Source organism: Pseudomonas sp. J452 (genome assembly GCF_024666525.1).
Taxonomy (GTDB): Bacteria; Pseudomonadota; Gammaproteobacteria; order Pseudomonadales; family Pseudomonadaceae; genus Aquipseudomonas.
The window spans coordinates 4,262,416-4,278,714 of sequence record NZ_CP088294.1; the positions used below are offsets into that span (position 1 = coordinate 4,262,416).

The following is a 16,299-nucleotide window of genomic DNA, read 5'->3' on the forward strand; positions in this document are numbered from 1 at the left end:
GGGAACTGCACATGAAAAAGCCGGGCAATTGCCCGGCTTTTGTATTCACGCTTCTCAGGGCTGGCTGGCAATCGCCTTATCCACCGCCTCGATCAGCGCCGCATCATCCGGCTTGGTCAGGCTGGAGAAGCTGGCAATCACCTTGCCATCGCGCCCCACCACGTACTTGTAGAAATTCCAGCGCGGCGCACTGGTCTGCGCGGCCAGCTCGCGGAACAGCGGAATGGCATCATCGCCGCTGATCACCTGCGGCTCGCTCATGGCGAAGGTCACGCCGTAGTTGACGAAGCACACCTTGGCGGTGTCCTCACTGTTGTCCGCTTCCTGCTTGAAGTCATCGGACGGCACGCCGAGCACCTCCAGGCCCTGCTCTTTGTAGCGCTGGTACAGCGCCTCCAGGCCCTTGAACTGCGGAGTGAAACCACAGTTGCTGGCGGTATTGACCACCACCAATGGCTTGCCGGCAAAACGCTGGCACAGATCGATACGCTCCTTGGAACGCAATTGCTGCAGCTCGCCCTGCAACAGCGGCGGGCATTCGGCCGCCAGCAGCGACCCGCTGAACAGCCCGACCAGCAATGCCAGGGCACTACGCGACATGCTCATGATGACAACCTCTGCACTGAATCCAGAGGCAACGCTACTCGCCTTGCCAGCCCGCGGCAACGCTTAGCACAGGCCCATGCCCAGCTGCAGCGCGGCCAGGCCGACCTGCTGCCAGCCCCACCAGGCCAACAGCAGTAAACCGGCAATCCCCAGCGCGCTGAGCAGCGCCGTGGCGCGCACACTCATGCAACGCCTCCCGCCGCCTGCAGACGGGCTACCGGCTGTTCGCGTACCGGCCAGTTGAGCGCCGCGGCGAGCAGGCCGAGGGCGATGGAGATCTGCCAGACCAGGTCGTAGCTGCCGGTGTGGTCGTACAGGTAGCCACCCAGCCAGCCACCGAGGAAGGCGCCGAGCTGGTGGAAGAGAAACACGATGCCGCCCAGCATCGACAGGTTGCGCACACCGAACAGGGTGGCCACGGTGCCATTGGTCAGCGGTACGGTGGACAGCCACAGCAAACCCATGGCGATACCGAAGGCATAGGCGCTCCAGGCGCTCAACGGGGTGTAGAAGAACGCCACGATCACCACCGTGCGCGCCAGGTACAGGGCGGTCAGCAGGCGCGGCTTGGACAGCCGGCCGCCAAGCCAGCCAGCGATATAGGTGCCGAACACATTGAACAGCCCGACCAGCGCCAGCACCGTGGTGCCGACCATGGCCGGCAGGTGCTGGTCGACCAGGTAGGCCGGCAGGTGTACGCCGATAAACACCACCTGGAAGCCGCAGACGAAGAAGCCCAGCGCCAGCAGCCAGAAGCCGGAGTGCGCGCAAGCCTCGCGCAGCGCCTCGCCCAGGCTCTGCTCGGCGCCCAGCGACGGCAGCGGCTCGTCACGCACCAGCAGCGCCAGCGGCACGATCAACGCCACCAGCAGGCCCAGCGCCAGCAGCGCGGCGGACCAACCCAGCCAGCCGATCAGACCGAGCGAGCCCGGCAACATGGCGAACTGACCGAAGGAGCCGGCCGCCGCCGCAATGCCCATGGCCATGCTGCGTTTCTCCACCGGCACGGCGCGGCCGACCACGCCGAGCAGCACCGAAAAAGACGTACCGGACAGGCCGATACCGATCAGCAGGCCGGCGCTCAGCGACAACGACGCGGCCGAGTCGGCATGGCCCATCAACAGCAAGCCGGCGGCATACAACAGGCCACCGACGGCGATCACCCGGCGCGCGCCGAAACGGTCGGCGATGGCCCCGGTCACCGGCTGCGCCAGACCCCAGATCAGGTTCTGCAGGGCGATGGCAAAGGCGAACACCTCACGGCCCCAGCCGAACTCGCTGCTCATTGGCGTGAGGAACAGGCCGAAGCCGTGACGGATTCCCAACGACAGCGCCAGGATCAGCGATGCCCCGAGCAACACCCAGCCACTGGTACGCCATACCGAAGTCATGCTTTATCCCTTATACAAACAGCCAGGCCGGTCGTGGATCAACAGCATCACTGTATATACCCGCATTAAGCCGAACACCCGCTACAGCTAGGCAGCAAGCAAGCGGAACAGTTACGTAGGGCGGGTGAAACCCGCGTCACGCTTACGCGGGTTTCACCCGCCCTAGGTGTAGCGGCTCAGATCAGCGCCAGGGTCAGCAACACCGCGCACTCGGCCAGCTCCAGCAGCGCCCCGGCGGTATCGCCGGTGGTGCCACCCAGGCGGGCGAGGAAGGCGCGGCGCAGCAGGAAGAAAGCCAGCAACGCGCTGCCGATGGCCAACAGCCCAGCCCAGCCAAACAGCAGCATGGCCAGCGCGTTGCCGGCCAGCACTAGCGGCAGTTGCTGACGCGGCAGGTGTTCGCTAAGCGCCTGGCCCAGGCCGCCGGCGCGCACATAGGGGGTGGTGAGGAACAGCAGCGGCAACAGCCAACGCCCCAGCCAGGGCGCCAGCAGCAGCGCGCTCCACTGCCCGGCCTGCAGCAGCGCGACCAGGGCAGCGAACTTGAGCAACAGCAGCAGCACCAGCACCACCACGGCGATCGGCCCGCTGCGCGGGTCTTTCATGATCGCCAGGGTGCGCTCGCGGTCGCCGTAGCCACCGACCCAGGCATCCGCCGTGTCGGCCAGGCCGTCCAGGTGCAGGCCGCCGCACAGGCCGACCCACAGCGTCAGCAGCAGCGCCGCCTGCAGCAACGCCGGCGCACCGTTGAGCAGCAGTTGCGCGAGCAACAACAGGCCGCCGAGCAGAACGCCGACCGCCGGGTACCACAGCAGCGAACGGCCCAGCTGCTGGGGTGCCGGCATGCCCGCCAGGCTCACCGGCAGGCGGGTGAGGAACTGCAGGGCGATCAGCAGCGGCTCGGCCAGGCGCATGCTCAGGCTTCGCGCAGGCTCAGGTCGGCCGCGACCTGCAGGCGATGCAGCGCGGCATGGCCGACCTCGACCTGCAGCATCTGCTGCTGCGGCAGGCCGCGGGCCTGGGCCAGCAGCAGGCGCATCACCCCGCCATGGGTCACCAGCAGCACGCGCTGGCCGGCCAGTTCCTGTTGCAGGCGCTCGATGGCGGCCATCACCCGTGCGGCGAAGTCGCGTACCGGCTCGGCATTCGGTGGGGTGAAGTTGAACGGATCGTTCCAGAAGCTGCCCAGTGCTTCGGTGTCCTCGAGGAGGATTTCCGCGGCATTGCGCCCTTCCCAGTCGCCGAAGTGCAGCTCGCGCAGATCGGCCTCGATGCGCAGTGGCAGGCCCTTGGCCTCGGCCAGCTGGCGGGCGAAGGCCTCGCAGCGCTGCAGCGGCGAGCTGATGATCAGGTCCCAGCCGCCCTGTTCGACCAGGGTCGCGTGCATCTGCTGCCAGCCGCGCTCGCTGAGGGCGTCGTCCAGGCTGCCACGAAAACCGTTGCCGCCGGTGGTCTCACCGTGGCGCAAAAGATCCAGCTGCAAACTCATCAACCTTGCTCCTGTACTGCTGCTTCAGAAAAAGTCGCCATCTGCCCGTGCAGCGCGCACGCCAGGCGCAACAACGGCACCGCCAGCGCCGCGCCGCTGCCCTCACCCAGGCGCAGGCCCAGTTGCAGCAACGGCGCGGCCTCGAGGGCGGCGAGCACGTGGCGATGGCCCGGCTCGGCGCCGCTGTGGCTGAACAACAGCCAGTCCGCCACGCCCGGATTCAGGCGCACCGCCAGCAGGGCCGCGACGCTGCAGATAAAGCCATCGACCAGCACGCTGACACCCTGCTGCGCGCAGGCCAGGTAGGCGCCGGTCAGCGCGGCGATCTCCAGACCGCCCAGGCGCTGCAGGCAATCCAGCGGCGCGCGGGCCTGACCGTGCAGGGCCAGGGCAGATTCGACGGCGCGGATCTTACGCGCCATACCGGCGCTGTCCAGCCCGGTACCGGGGCCGACCAGCTCGTTCAGTTGCTTGTCCAGCAGCACGCAGGCCAGCGCGCTGGCCGCCGTGGTGTTGCCGATGCCCATCTCGCCGCCGATAAACAGCTGACAGCCGGCAGCCGCGGCGCGCTCGGCCACCACGCGGCCGACCTGCAGCGCAGCCAGGCACAGTTCGCCGCTCATCGCCGGCACCTGGGTAAAATTCGCCGTGCCCGGCGCCAGTTGATGCTGGCAGACCCCGGCCATGGCCGGCGCCGGTTCGACCGTGCCGAGGTTGTGCACTTCCAGGGTCGCGCCCAGCTGGCGGGCCAGCACGCTGATGGCCGCGCCACCGCCGGCAAAGTTGCCGAGCATCTGCACGGTCACCGCCTGCGGATAGGCCGACACGCCTTCGGCGACCACGCCATGGTCGCCGGCGAAGATGCTGATCCACACCTGATCCAGCGCGGGACGCACGCGGCCCTGCTGGGCGGCCAGGCGCACCGCCAGCGGTTCCAGCTGGCCGAGTGCACCGGCCGGCTTGGTCAGCTCCGCCTGGCGCTGCAGGGCCTGGGCGGCCACCTGCTGGTCGAGCGGTCGGCAGCTCGCCTGCCACCAGAATGCACTCACAGGCGTTCTCCTTTCAGAAGCATGGGCAGGCCGGCGACGGTGAACACCACCCGCTGGCTGCGTTCGGCCAGGGCCTGGTGCAACCAGCCGGCCTCGTCGACATAACGGCGGGTCAGCTCGCCCAGCGGCACCACGCCGAGGCCGGTTTCGTTACTGACCAGAATGATCCGCCCCGGCAACCCGGCCAGGCCGTCCAGCAGCGCCGCACGCTCGGCCTGCAGACGTGTTTCGTCGTCCAGCATCAGCAGGTTGGTCAGCCACAGGGTCAGGCAGTCGACCAGCAGGCAGCGGCCCTCGCCCGCCTGCTCGCGCAGCACCCGGGCCAGCTCCAGCGGTTCCTCGACCAGCGCCCAGCCGGCCGGGCGCCGCGCCCGATGCTGGGCGATGCGCTCGCTCATCTCGCCGTCCAGCGCCTGGCTGGTGGCGATATAGGTCACCGCCAGGCCGCTTGCCTCGGCCATTTTCTCGGCCAGGCGGCTCTTGCCGGAACGGGCGCCGCCGAGGATCAATTCAACCATCTCTCACTTTCCTCGTGCACCGTGCGCACCGGCAGATGGCCATGGCGCACTGGAGACTATTTCGTCTCTCGAAAACTCCCCTCTCCCACTTGTGGGAGAGGGGCCGGGGGAGAGGGAGTTGACTAACACACCCTCTCCCCAACCCTCTCCCGTAAACGGGAGAGGGGGCCAAAGCAGTTCGCAGCTGTTCTACACACTCTTTGTACTGGTCAACCCATCCCACACAATTCACGCAGCCGGGCGGTATCCAGATGCGCCTCGACCAGATCGGCCAGGCGCTCGATGTCGCGTTCGCGCAGGGCATGGTAGTCCACCGTCTGCACGTCATGCAGGCCGGCCCAGCGCAGCAGCGCGCCACAGGCCTCGCTCGATTCGAACAGCCCGTGCAGGTAGGTGCCGAGCACCTGGCCATCGGCGCTCATGCCACCGTCCAGCCGACCGTCGTCGAGTTGCACCGCGCCATTCAGTCCGGCACCCGTGCTGACTCCAGCATGGATCTCGTAGCCGCTCACCGCCGCCTGTTCCAGGCACAGCCGGCCCTGCACATTGCGCAGCTGCTTCTCCGCCTCCAGCACGGTGGCGAAGTCCAGCAGGCCAAGGCCGGCGCTACTGCCGGGCGCGCCTTCCAGGCCGTGGGGATCGTCGATCTGCGTGCCGAGCATCTGCAGGCCGCCGCAGATGCCGAGCAGCTTGCCGCCGTAGCGCAGATGCTTGTCGATGGCCGCCGGCCAGCCCTGCTCACGCAGGAAGGCCAAGTCGGCGCGCACGCTTTTCGAGCCGGGCAGGATGATCAGGTCGGCCGGCGGGATGGCCTGGCCCGGGCCGATGAACTGCAGGTCGACCTGCGGGTGCAGGCGCAGCGGATCGAAATCGGTGTGGTTGCTGATGCGCGGCAGCACCGGCACCACGACCTTGAGCGATTGCCCGGCCTGGGTCACCTGGCGCGTGGCGATCGCGTCTTCGGCTTCCAGATGAAAGTCCATCAGGTACGGCAACACGCCGAGCACCGGCTTGCCGGTGCGCTGCTCCAGCCAGTCCAGGCCCGGTTGCAGCAGGCTGAGGTCGCCACGGAAGCGGTTGATCACGAAGCCCTGCACCCGCGCCTGCTCGCTCTCGGAAAGCAGTGCCAAGGTGCCGACCAGATGGGCGAACACGCCGCCCTTGTCGATATCGGCGATCAGGATCACCGGGCAATCCACCGCCTCGGCGAAGCCCATGTTGGCGATATCGCCGGCGCGCAGGTTGATCTCCGCCGGCGAGCCGGCGCCCTCGACCATCACCACCGGGTACTGCGCACTGAGGCGTTGGTGGGATTCGAGCACGGCGGCGCGCGCGGTCTGCTTGTAGTCGTGGTAGGCCACCGCGTGCATGTTGCCGATGGCGCGACCGTGGATGATCACCTGGGCGCCGGTGTCGCTGTTGGGCTTGAGCAACACCGGGTTCATATCGGTGTGCGGCGCCAGGCCGGCGGCCTGGGCCTGCACCGCCTGGGCGCGGCCGATCTCGCCGCCGTCGCTGGTGACCGCCGAGTTGAGCGCCATGTTCTGTGGTTTGAACGGCACTACCGCGACGCCCTGGCGCTTGAGCCAGCGGCACAGGGCCGTCACCAGGGTGCTCTTGCCGGCATCGGAGGTGGTGCCCTGCACCATCAAGGTGGCGCTCATCGCGGCATCTCCTGCAGGGCCTGCTCCAGCCGTTGCCAGCCGGCCTCGTCGGCGGGCAGGCCGAAGCGCAGGCAGCGGGTCTCGGCAAACAGACGTACGAGAATGCCACGCCGGGCGAAATAGCCATGCAGGCCGACTGCCTGCTGCTGCGCGACCAGCTGGAACAGCGCGGTGCCACCCGCCGGCGCCAGGCCATGGGCGCTGAGCAGCACGGCCAGGCGCAGACCGTCGGCCTGCAGGCGCTCGCGCTGGGCCTGCTGGCCGGCGCTGTCCTGCAGGATGGCGGTGGCGACCGCCCGCGTCGGGCCGCTGATGGTCCAGGGGCCGAGGCGCTCGTCCAGGCGCTCCAGCAGGGTCGGTTCGGCCAGGACGAAACCCAGACGGATGCCAGCCAGGCCGAAGAACTTGCCGAACGAGCGCAGCACGATCAGCCCCGGCAACTGGCTGAAGGCCGCCAGGCTGTGCTCGGGCGTGCAGTCGATGAACGCCTCGTCCACCACCAGCCAGCCGCCGCGCTCGGCCAGGCGGGCGTGCCAGTCGAGCAGCTGCTGCGGCGCGAGCAGCCGCCCGGTCGGGTTGTTGGGGTTGATCAGCAGCAGCACATCGAGGCGTTCCAGGGCGCGGCCCACCGCGCCTTCGCCGAGCTCGGTGACCTGATGGCCCTCGCGGCGCCAGGCCTCGGCATGTTCGGCGTAGGTCGGCGAAACGATCCCTACCCGCCCCGGCCGGCGCAACTGCGGCAGGGCCTGGATCGCCGCCTGGGAACCGGCCACCGGCAGCAAGGCAGGCACGCCGTAGTAGTCACGCGCCGCCGCTTCCAGGCCATCGTCAGGCTCGGGCAGACGACTCCAGGCCGTCGCCGGAATCGCCGGCAACGGCCAGCCATAGGGCGCGATGCCGGTGGACAGATCCAGCCAGTCGGCCAGGACGATGCCATAGCGCTGCGCCGCCGCACGCAGGCGGCCACCGTGTTCAAGCAAGGTAAAGACTCCCGATCAGTAACAGCGCCAGCCACAGCAGCACGCCGCCATTGACCAGATTGAGCGCCCGTTCGATATCCCGCGCCCGCGCCTGCGGCCCCGCACCCAGCACGGTGCGCACATGCAGCTCGCCATGATAGGTCGCCGCACCGCCCAGGCTCACGCCGAGGGCGCCGGCACCGGCGGCCATCACCGGCCCGGCATTCGGGCTGTCCCACTGCGGCGCTTGCTGCTGCCAGCAGCGCAGGGCCAGGGCGGTCTTGCCGAGCAGCGCATAGGTCAGCGCCACCAGGCGCGCGGGGAGGTAGTTGAGGCCATCGTCGATCTTCGCCGCGGCCCAGCCGAAGCGTTCGAAACGCGGGTTGCGGTAGCCCCACATGGCGTCCAGGGTGTTGCTCAGGCGATAGAGCACCACACCCGGCGCACCGGCGACGAGGAACCAGAACAGCGCGGCGAACACCGCGTCCGAGCCGTTCTCCAGTACCGACTCGGTGCCGGCGCGGGCCACGCCTTCGCTGTCCAGTTCGGCGGTCTGCCGGCTGACCATATAGCCGACGCGCTGGCGTGCCTCGGGCAGATCGCCCAGGCGCAGGGCCTGGGCCACCGGCAGCGCGTGCTCGCCGAGGCTGCGCAGGCCGAGGGCGGCGTACAGGGCCAGCACCTCCACCAGCCAGCCGAGATAGGGCAGGCGCGCCAGCAGCAGGCTGAGCAGGGTCAGCGGCAATACCGCCAGGCACCAGCCGGTGACGCCGTGACTGCGCCAGCCATGACCACCGCTGTTGAGGCGCCGTTCGATGCGCTGCGCCAGGCCGCCAAAGGCCACCAACGGGTGCCAGCGTTTGGGTTCGCCGAGCAGGCCATCCAGGGTCACTCCAGCCAGGGTGGCCAGCAGCAGGCTCATTCCTGTTGCCCCCAGCTGTCGGTGAACAGCAGCTCCTGCAGCGGTCGCGGTGTGGCCCAACCTTCCTGGACCAGCATCGGTTCGCGGTAGAAGGCGGTCACCGGGCCCAGGCAGAGAATAGCCAGCGGCTTGCTGCCGACCGGCATGTGCAGCAGCTCGGCCAGCGCCTGCGGCTCGAACAGCGACACCCAGCCCAGACCCAGGCCTTCGGCGCGCGAAGCCAGCCAGAGGTTCTGGATGGCGCAGGCCAGGGAGGCCAGATCCATTTCCGGCAGGGTGCGGCGGCCAAAGATGTGTTTCTCGCGCTCATCCATCAGCGCCACCACCAGCAGCTCGGCGCAATCGCGGATACCCTCGACCTTGAGCCGCATGAATTCGTCACTGCGCTCGCCCAGGGCCTCGGCGGTGCGCACCCGCTCGGCCTCGACCTGGGCATGGATGGCTTCGCGCAGCGCCGGGCGGGTGATGCGGATAAAGCGCCAGGGCTGCATCAGGCCGACGCTGGGCGCCTGGTGCGCCGCTTCGAGCAGGCGCGCGAGCAGCTCCGGGGCCACCGTGCCGCCGGCGAAGTGGCGCATGTCGCGGCGCTCGGCAATCGCCCGGTAGACCGCGGCACGCTCTGCAGGACTGAAGGCATGCTCGGTCATGGCAACAGCAGCCCGGCGGCGGCCTGCGGGTTGGACGGCAGGTAGAAGTGGATATAGGAGGCGGTCAGCCGACCCAGGCGATAGACCGCCTCGCTGGCCGGGCGCTGGTTCGGGCTGCTGCCACGTGCCAGCGGCTCGACGGGCGAGTCGAGCTGCGAATGGTGGTAGGTGTGGCCGCGCAGCAGGCCTTCCGGCAGCTCTACTTGCTGCAGACCGAGGGCGGCCATGCGCGGCTGCATCTGCGCGTGGCCGGGCAGCAGGCCGAGCAGTTCGGCGCTGTGGCCGACCTTGTCGGTCAGGCGGTCGAGCAGGTAGAGCATGCCGCCGCACTCGGCGAGGATCGGCTTGCCAGCGGCCTGATGCACATGGATCGCCTCGCGCATGGCCAGGTTCTGCGCCAGTTGCTGCAGGTGCAGCTCCGGGTAGCCGCCGGGCAGGTAGAGGCTGTCCACCTCGGGCAACTGGCGCTCGCGCAGCGGCGAGAAGAAGCACAACTCGGCGCCAAGCCGGCGCAGCAGGTCGAGGTTGGCCTGGTAGAGGAAGGCGAATGCGGTATCGCGGGCCACGCCGATGCGCACGCCGGCCAGCAGTGGCTCGAGCGACTGGTCAACCTGCGCGGCGAAGCGCACCGGGTCCGGCAGGGCATCGCCGGCGCTGGCCAGCAGCGCATCGGCCGCCGCATCCAGGCGCGCATCCAGGTCGGCCAGCTCCTCGGCCTGGACCAGGCCCAGGTGGCGGCTGGGCAGCTCCAGCGCGGCGCTGCGCGGCAAAGCGCCGTACCAGCGGATTGCCGGCGGCAGGCTGTCGCGCAGGATCTCGCCATGCCGTGCGCTGCCGGTGCGGTTGGCCAGCACCCCGGCGAACGGCAGATTGTGCTGGAAGTTGGCCAGGCCATAGGCCAGGGCGCCGAAGGTCTGCGCCATGGCGCTGCCATCGATCACCCCGAGTACCGGCACCTGGAAGCGCCGCGCCAGGTCGGCGGCCGAGGGGCTGCCGTCGAACAGGCCCATCACCCCTTCGATGAGGATCAGGTCGGCCTCCCCCGCCGCCTCCCAGAGCAGGCGCCGGCATTCGTCCTCGCCGACCATCCACAGGTCGAGCTGGTACACCGCCTGGCCCGAGGCACGGGCGAGGATCATCGGGTCGAGGAAATCCGGTCCGCACTTGAACACCCGCACACGCTTGCCGGCCCGCGTATGCAGGCGCGCCAGGGCGGCGGTGACGGTGGTCTTGCCCTGGCCGGAGGCCGGGGCGGCGATCAGCAGGGCCGGGCAGCTGCGTGCAGTCATTGCCCTCTCCCCGGCCCTCTCCCGCAAGCGGGAGAGGGGGCGTTAAGGGATAGATTTGCGTGCGCCGCTGCCCTCGCCCATTTATGGACGACGACTGCATGCAGGCGGATCGAGTAGCCCGGATGCAATCCGGGGTGGGCGGCTTCCCGGATTGCATCCGGGCCAGGGTAAACAGGGCTCAAAACTCGATCCCCTTCTGCGCCTTCACCCCGGCCTTGAAGGCATGCTTGACCAGGCTCATCTCGGTGACGGTGTCCGCTGCGTCGAGCATCCCCGGCAAGGCGCCGCGGCCGGTCACCACCACATGTTGCAGTAGCGGGCGCGCCTCGATGTCGGCGAGCACCGCGTCCAGCTCCAGGTAGCCGTGCTTGAGGGCGATATTCAGCTCGTCGAGTACCACCAGGCCGACCTGCGGGTCATTCAGCAGTTGCCTTGCCACCGCCCAGGCCGCGCCGGCCTTGTCGATGTCGCGCTGGCGGTCCTGGGTTTCCCAGGTGAAGCCCTCGCCCATCACGTGGTAGCTGACTTCCTCGGGGAAGCGGCGGAAGAAGCTTTCCTCGCCGGTGCTGGCGGCGCCCTTGATGAACTGCACCACGCCGACCTTGATGCCGTGGCCGAGGGCGCGAGCGACCATGCCGAAGGCCGAGCTGCTCTTGCCCTTGCCGTTGCCGCTGTGCACCAGCAGCAGGCCGTATTCGTTCTGGGCCTGGGCGATCTTTTCGTCGATCAGCGCTTTCTTGCGCTGCATGCGTGCCTTGTGGCGTTCGTCGCGCGCGGCGGACTCGCTCATCTACAACTCCTCGCGACCGGCTGCGGCGCGGCAAAGCAGCAGCACCGCGACCCTCGTCAGGCACGGTGCAGAAGCAGAATAGGGGCAGCAGCAGGACAAGACGCGGGCAGGCCGCACGGACCCACCCACCCGCAAAGCCCGCCGCAATGCCGTGGATCGCTACAGGCCGGTCTCCGGGCTTGTGAGCGGAATCTACAGACTCCCGGTCGCGCCTTCCCATGTCGAATGACACAGTGGCTGGATGCGACCGTTGACTCACCTACCGTTGCGGGGGCAGCGCCGGACTGTTCGACTGAATGAACCGGCTTCCCTGTTTCACCCCGTGGACGCGTCGCGACCGGGGCACCTGATGCTGGCGGCAGGGTAGAGGCTGGGCCGGGGCGCGTCAACGCCGAGCGCGGCCCCGAAGACCCTGTCGCGGATCTCGGATACTCCCCTCTACCACTTGTGGGAGAGGATTGCATGGAGGCCAGCCGAAAGGCTGAGAAGAGGAAGTGGGACTACTCACCCTCTCCCGTAAACGGGAGAGGGGGAAAATCGCATGGCCTAGGACAGGCCCTGCAACAACTCCAGGGCCCGGTCGAAGTCGAAGCTCTCGACCTGCTGTCCCACCTGACGCAGACGCTCGGCCAGCAGCGGATCGAGGGCCAGGCCCTGCAGTTCGTACAGGGCCTCCTGCGCCGCAGTGTCGCTCTCGCCCAGCAGGCGCCTGAGCTTGTCCAGCGACGCCTGCAGCTCGGCGCCAAGCGTGAGTGCCGGTGCCGCTGCGCCGCCCTGTTCCACCTCGACCAGCCCCACCAGGCCTGCCAGCAGCGGCTGCAACTGCCGTTCGACCTCGGCCACCAGCGGCTCCAGAACCGCCTCCGCCGCCCCCTCCTTGCAGGCCAGCTCCAGCGCCGTGGCGGCCTGCGCCAGGCCGCGGGCACCGATATTCCCCGCGCTGCCGCGCAGGCTATGGGCCAGGCGCGCCGCCGCCGAGGCATCGCTGTCCGCGCGGGCGGCGAGGAACTCGGCGCGGAAATCGCCCTGGCTGGAGCGGAACTTGCGCAGCAGGCGCAGGTAGAGATCAACCTTGCCCATGCTGGTGGCCAGGCCGGCTGCCAGGTCGATACCGGGCAGACTCTCGGGCAGGCCCGCCCCTGGTGCCACGCTGGCTGGCAAGTGCCGGGCCGCCTGGGCAACACGCCCGGGCTTGGGATGGATCCACTTGGCCAGGGTGGCGAACATGTTCTCGACGTTGAGCGGCTTGGAGATATGGTCGTTCATCCCGCAGGCCAGGGTTCGCTCGCGGTCCCCGGCCATGGCGTTGGCGGTCATGGCGATCACCGGCAGCTTGGCCAGCTGCGGCTGCTCGCGAATCTTGCGGGTGGCGGTGTAGCCGTCCATCACCGGCATCTGGCAATCCATCAGCACGCCATCGAAATCGGCATCCTCGGCCAGCCGATCGAGCGCCTGCTGACCATGTTCGGCCAGGCACAGCTCGACGCCGGCGCTCTCCAGCAGCTCGCGGGCCAGCTCCCGGTTCAGCTCGTTGTCCTCCACCAGCAACAACCGCGCCCCCTGCAGACTGGCCATGGCGCTGGCGCTCTGATCGGAGCGCGCAGTGGCACGGGTATCAATCTGCGAGGTCTTGCCGAGCATGTTGCCGATCGCTTCCAGCAGGGTCGACGGGGTCACCGGCTTGGTCAGCACCACCGGCAGCTGCAGACCATGCTTGCCAGCCTCCTCCTGAGCCTCCTCGCGGCCGAAGGCGGTGACCATGATCACCGACGGCGTGTGCGCCAGGCTGACGGCATGCATCTGCCGCACCGTCTCCACGCCATCCATGTTCGGCATGCGCCAGTCCATCAGCACCAGGTCGTAGGGCAGCGCCTTGCGCTCGGCCTCGACCAGCATGCTCAGTGCCGAGTCGCCGCTGTCCGCCACGTCGACCTCGACGCCGAAGCTGCGCGCCATGCCGGAGAGAATCTCACGCGCACTGGCGTTGTCGTCGACCACCAGCACGCGGGTGCCCAGCAACTCATCGGCGGTAAACATACGCCGCGGCTGGGTGTCGCGCTGCACGCCGAGACACACCTGGAAGTGGAAGGTGGAGCCGCGCCCAGGTTCGCTCTCGACCCAGATGCGCCCGCCCATCAGTTCCACCAGGTGCTTGGAAATGGCCAGGCCCAGGCCAGTGCCGCCGTACTTGCGGGTGGTCGAGCTGTCGGCCTGACTGAAGGACTGGAACAGCCGTCCGCACTGCTCGGCGCTCATGCCAATACCGCTGTCGTGCACCCAGAAGTGCAGCTGTATCTGCTCCGCGTCGCCACCCTCGCGCTCCACGCCCACCACTATCTCGCCCTGCTCGGTGAACTTGGCCGCGTTGTTGCCGAGGTTGATCAGCACCTGGCCCAGGCGCAGCGGATCGCCAACCAGCGCGGTCGGCAGCTCGGCCGCGACGTTGAACAGCAGCTCCAGGCCTTTGTCCTCGGCCTTCAGGCCGATCATGCTGGCGAAATTGTCGAGCACGTCCTCCAGGTAGAAGGGAATGCGCTCGAGTTCCATCTTGCCGGCCTCGATCTTGGAGAAGTCGAGGATGTCGTTGATGATCCCCAGCAGGTTCTCCGCCGAGCGATGCACTTTCTCGATGTAGTTGCGCTGTTTGTTGTCCAGCTCGGTGCGCAGCGCCAGGTAGCTCATGCCGATGATGGCGTTCATCGGCGTACGGATCTCGTGGCTCATGTTGGCGAGGAAATCGCTCTTGGCCCGCGTCGCCTCCTCGGCCACCGCACGGGCCTCGCTCAGCGCCGTGACATCGATATTCACCCCGGTGGCGCGCAGCGGCTTGCCGTCGGGGGAGCGAATGAAGCGGCTCAGCGATTTGAAGGTGCGCACCGCACCATCGCTTTGCCGCACGATGCGAAAATCGATCTCCTGGCGATCGAGACCGCTGTCGATCGCATGCTCGAACATGCCACTGGCATGCGCGGCGTCATCGGGATGCAGCAGCGCTTTCCAGTGCTCCAGAGTGCCCCCGAAGCCGCCCGGCTCGAGGCCGAACATCTTTTCCAGCTGCGGCGTCCAATAGTCGCGGCCGGAGACCAGATCAACGTCGAACAGGCCGATGTCGCCTGCTTCCTGCGCCAGATTGAGGCGTTCGCTGGCCGTGCGCAGCTTGGCCTCCATCGCCCTGCGCTCACTCACATCACGCACCGAGGCACAGACGCAGACGCCGTACCCCTCCAGAGCCGGCAAACGCGACAGGCCGATTTCCACCGAGAATAGGCTGCCGTCCTTGCGCACCCCCTGCAGGTCATCCAGGTTGGCGCCCATCTGCCGGGTGCTGCCGTGGGCGATGAAGTCGTTGCGCAAACCCACATGGCGCTCGCGAATTGCCGCTGGCACCAGGCGTTCGATGGGTTCGCCACCCAGCTCACCAGCACCGTAACCGAACAGCTGATCCAGTTGCGGGTTGCTCAGCAGGATGCGTCCGTCGGCACCGATCACCAGCATGCCGTCCGGCGCCGCTTCGATGATCCCGCGGAACCAGGCCTCGGTGGCGCGCAGTGCGTTTTGCTGGGCCTCCAGCTCCTCGGCCTGCTGTTCCAGCTGCTGCGCCTGGGCCTCCATCTCATCGGCTTGGCGACGCGTCTCCGTCAGCAGGGCCTGAACCGCCTGATTGCGCTCGAGGATGGCCATGGCCGCAGCCAACCGCGGCAGCGCCTCCTGAAACAGCAGGGCCTCGCGCTCGGCCAAGGGTTGCAGCCCGGCCAGTTCGAGCACGCCGAGCAGGCGCTCGCCGCGCTGCACCGGCTGCAGCAACAGGTAACTGGCCGGGGCTTCGCCCAGTTGCGAGCGCAGCCGCCAGAACTGCTCCGGCAGCCCCTGCAACTGGCGCGCCTGGCGGTCGACCGCGCACTGCCCGAGCAGGCCCGCGCCGAGCGCCACCTCGGCCTCCGGCGGCCGCTCGGGGTCGATGGCATAGCCGCCCATCAGCTGCAGAGTGGTCGCCCCCTCGTGCACGCTGTAGAGCAATCCCTGGCAGATGCCGAGCAGGCGCGCCATATGCTGCAGGAACACCTGCGCCAGCTCCTCGGGCGTCTCCGTCTGCTGCAGCTCGACCTGCAGCTGGCCGATCTGCGCCCTGATCCAGCGTTGCCGCTCCAGCTGCTGGGACTCGGTCTGCAACTGGGCGATGGCGCGGGCCAGGTCGCCGGTCTCGTTGCGCAGTTCGGTATGCGGAATCGGCTGATCCAGCTGCCCGGCGGCCAGCTGATCGACGGCGAAACGCACCCGATTGAGCGGATTGCGGATCGACTGGCTGACCAGCCATGCCAGCGCCAGCGCCAGTGTCAGTCCACCGAACAGGAGCGTATAGGTGAGCGTGGTGCTGTGCTCGGCGAACGCGGCAATCTGCGTGGTGGTGTCGCGGATGGAGGTTTCCTTGACCTCGGCGATGGCATTGAGCAAGGCGTCGGCCTGCTGATCCAGATGCTGGAACTCATCGCTGTCGAGCAGCTGCTGGGCCTGGCCCAGGCGCCCCTCGCCAGCCAGTTGCACGGCCTGCTCGGCATCGTTGCGCAGGCGTTCCAGCAGCAGCTCGAACTCGGTGAGACGGCCCAGGTTATCGCTGCGCTTGAGGGTCGGGCGGACCTGGGCCAACGCCTGATGCAGCCGTTGCTGGGCCTCCAGCAGCTGTTGCCGGGCCTCGCTGCGGACCCCTGCGTTGCTGGTGCTTACCACTCGCTGCAGCGCCTGCACCATATGCGGCAGTTGCACCCGCGCCTCGTGCAGGTGGGCGATGCCGATCAGCTCTTCGCGGTAGAGCTTCTGCATGTCGTGTTTCAGCGACGCTTGGGTACGCAGACTCTGCACCCCGAGCGCCAGCACCAGCACCAGCAGCGCAGAGAAGCCGAGGACCAGTTTGTGCAGCAGCGACAGACGCTCAAGCAGGGCGAGCAATCGGCTCATGGCAGATTCCCAGTAGACACAA

The 16,299-nt window shown here is 68.3% G+C and carries 14 protein-coding genes and 1 riboswitch; all 14 genes read right to left on the minus strand.

What is annotated here, in order from left to right; all coding sequences use genetic code 11:
• Positions 1-54 precede the first annotated feature (54 nt).
• A complete protein-coding gene (locus LRS11_RS19360; RefSeq protein ID WP_260494475.1) occupies positions 55-606 on the minus strand; it encodes a glutathione peroxidase in 552 nt (183 codons plus the stop codon).
• A gap of 63 nt (positions 607-669) precedes the next feature.
• Entirely contained in the window at positions 670-792 is a 123-nt protein-coding gene (locus LRS11_RS19365; RefSeq protein ID WP_260494476.1) for a hypothetical protein, read from the minus strand.
• The gene (locus tag LRS11_RS19370; protein WP_260494477.1) at positions 789-1,997 is read right to left on the minus strand and encodes an MFS transporter; all 1,209 of its coding nucleotides are present in this window, start codon (positions 1,995-1,997) and stop codon (positions 789-791) included. The genes LRS11_RS19365 and LRS11_RS19370 overlap by 4 nt, the downstream gene beginning before the upstream one ends.
• A 176-nt stretch (positions 1,998-2,173) precedes the next feature.
• Entirely contained in the window at positions 2,174-2,911 is a 738-nt protein-coding gene (locus LRS11_RS19375) for an adenosylcobinamide-GDP ribazoletransferase (RefSeq protein WP_260494478.1), read from the minus strand.
• Positions 2,912-2,913: 2 nt separating this feature from the next.
• Positions 2,914-3,486: an alpha-ribazole phosphatase family protein gene (cobC, locus tag LRS11_RS19380; protein ID WP_260494479.1), complete on the minus strand. Its 573-nt coding sequence runs from the start codon at positions 3,484-3,486 to the stop codon at positions 2,914-2,916.
• Positions 3,486-4,535, minus strand: coding sequence for a nicotinate-nucleotide--dimethylbenzimidazole phosphoribosyltransferase (gene cobT, locus LRS11_RS19385; protein WP_260494480.1), 1,050 nt, complete (start codon positions 4,533-4,535; stop codon positions 3,486-3,488). Before cobT ends, cobC begins: the two co-directional genes overlap by 1 nt.
• Positions 4,532-5,053 carry a bifunctional adenosylcobinamide kinase/adenosylcobinamide-phosphate guanylyltransferase gene (gene cobU, locus LRS11_RS19390; protein ID WP_260494481.1) on the minus strand — a complete coding sequence of 174 codons (522 nt, stop codon included), beginning with the start codon at positions 5,051-5,053 and terminating at the stop codon, positions 4,532-4,534. Before cobU ends, cobT begins: the two co-directional genes overlap by 4 nt.
• 209 nt (positions 5,054-5,262) lie before the next feature.
• Entirely contained in the window at positions 5,263-6,717 is a 1,455-nt protein-coding gene (locus LRS11_RS19395) for a cobyric acid synthase (protein ID WP_260494482.1), read from the minus strand.
• A complete protein-coding gene (cobD, locus tag LRS11_RS19400) occupies positions 6,714-7,697 on the minus strand; it encodes a threonine-phosphate decarboxylase CobD (protein ID WP_260494483.1) in 984 nt (327 codons plus the stop codon). The genes LRS11_RS19395 and cobD overlap by 4 nt, the downstream gene beginning before the upstream one ends.
• Positions 7,690-8,598, minus strand: coding sequence for an adenosylcobinamide-phosphate synthase CbiB (cbiB, locus tag LRS11_RS19405; RefSeq protein ID WP_260494484.1), 909 nt, complete (start codon positions 8,596-8,598; stop codon positions 7,690-7,692). The genes cobD and cbiB overlap by 8 nt, the downstream gene beginning before the upstream one ends.
• A complete protein-coding gene (bluB, locus tag LRS11_RS19410) occupies positions 8,595-9,245 on the minus strand; it encodes a 5,6-dimethylbenzimidazole synthase (protein WP_260494485.1) in 651 nt (216 codons plus the stop codon). Before bluB ends, cbiB begins: the two co-directional genes overlap by 4 nt.
• Positions 9,242-10,534, minus strand: a complete 1,293-nt coding sequence (locus LRS11_RS19415) for a cobyrinate a,c-diamide synthase (RefSeq protein WP_260494486.1) — start codon at positions 10,532-10,534, stop codon at positions 9,242-9,244. The genes bluB and LRS11_RS19415 overlap by 4 nt, the downstream gene beginning before the upstream one ends.
• Before the next feature lie 178 nt (positions 10,535-10,712).
• On the minus strand, positions 10,713-11,324 hold the full coding sequence (gene cobO, locus LRS11_RS19420) for a cob(I)yrinic acid a,c-diamide adenosyltransferase (protein ID WP_260494487.1): 612 nt from the start codon (positions 11,322-11,324) through the stop codon (positions 10,713-10,715).
• A gap of 146 nt (positions 11,325-11,470) precedes the next feature.
• Positions 11,471-11,689, minus strand: a riboswitch (cobalamin riboswitch).
• 181 nt (positions 11,690-11,870) lie between these two features.
• Positions 11,871-16,277 (minus strand): response regulator, encoded by a 4,407-nt coding sequence (locus LRS11_RS19425; RefSeq protein ID WP_260494488.1) that lies wholly within the window; start codon positions 16,275-16,277, stop codon positions 11,871-11,873.
• Positions 16,278-16,299: the final 22 nt, after the last annotated feature.

Bases quoted from the DNA above. Each gene is read 5' to 3' on its own strand.
- bluB (WP_260494485.1), bottom strand. From the start codon at position 9,245: ATGACCGAGCATGCCTTCAGTCCTGCAGAGCGTGCCGCGGTCTACCGG.
- cobC (WP_260494479.1), bottom strand. From the start codon at position 3,486: ATGAGTTTGCAGCTGGATCTTTTGCGCCACGGTGAGACCACCGGCGGC.
- cbiB (WP_260494484.1), bottom strand. From the start codon at position 8,598: ATGAGCCTGCTGCTGGCCACCCTGGCTGGAGTGACCCTGGATGGCCTG.
- cobU (WP_260494481.1), bottom strand. From the start codon at position 5,053: ATGGTTGAATTGATCCTCGGCGGCGCCCGTTCCGGCAAGAGCCGCCTG.
- LRS11_RS19425 (WP_260494488.1), bottom strand. From the start codon at position 16,277: ATGAGCCGATTGCTCGCCCTGCTTGAGCGTCTGTCGCTGCTGCACAAA.
- LRS11_RS19375 (WP_260494478.1), bottom strand. From the start codon at position 2,911: ATGCGCCTGGCCGAGCCGCTGCTGATCGCCCTGCAGTTCCTCACCCGC.
- LRS11_RS19370 (WP_260494477.1), bottom strand. From the start codon at position 1,997: ATGACTTCGGTATGGCGTACCAGTGGCTGGGTGTTGCTCGGGGCATCG.
- LRS11_RS19365 (WP_260494476.1), bottom strand. From the start codon at position 792: ATGAGTGTGCGCGCCACGGCGCTGCTCAGCGCGCTGGGGATTGCCGGT.
- LRS11_RS19360 (WP_260494475.1), bottom strand. From the start codon at position 606: ATGAGCATGTCGCGTAGTGCCCTGGCATTGCTGGTCGGGCTGTTCAGC.
- cobO (WP_260494487.1), bottom strand. From the start codon at position 11,324: ATGAGCGAGTCCGCCGCGCGCGACGAACGCCACAAGGCACGCATGCAG.
- LRS11_RS19415 (WP_260494486.1), bottom strand. From the start codon at position 10,534: ATGACTGCACGCAGCTGCCCGGCCCTGCTGATCGCCGCCCCGGCCTCC.
- LRS11_RS19395 (WP_260494482.1), bottom strand. From the start codon at position 6,717: ATGAGCGCCACCTTGATGGTGCAGGGCACCACCTCCGATGCCGGCAAG.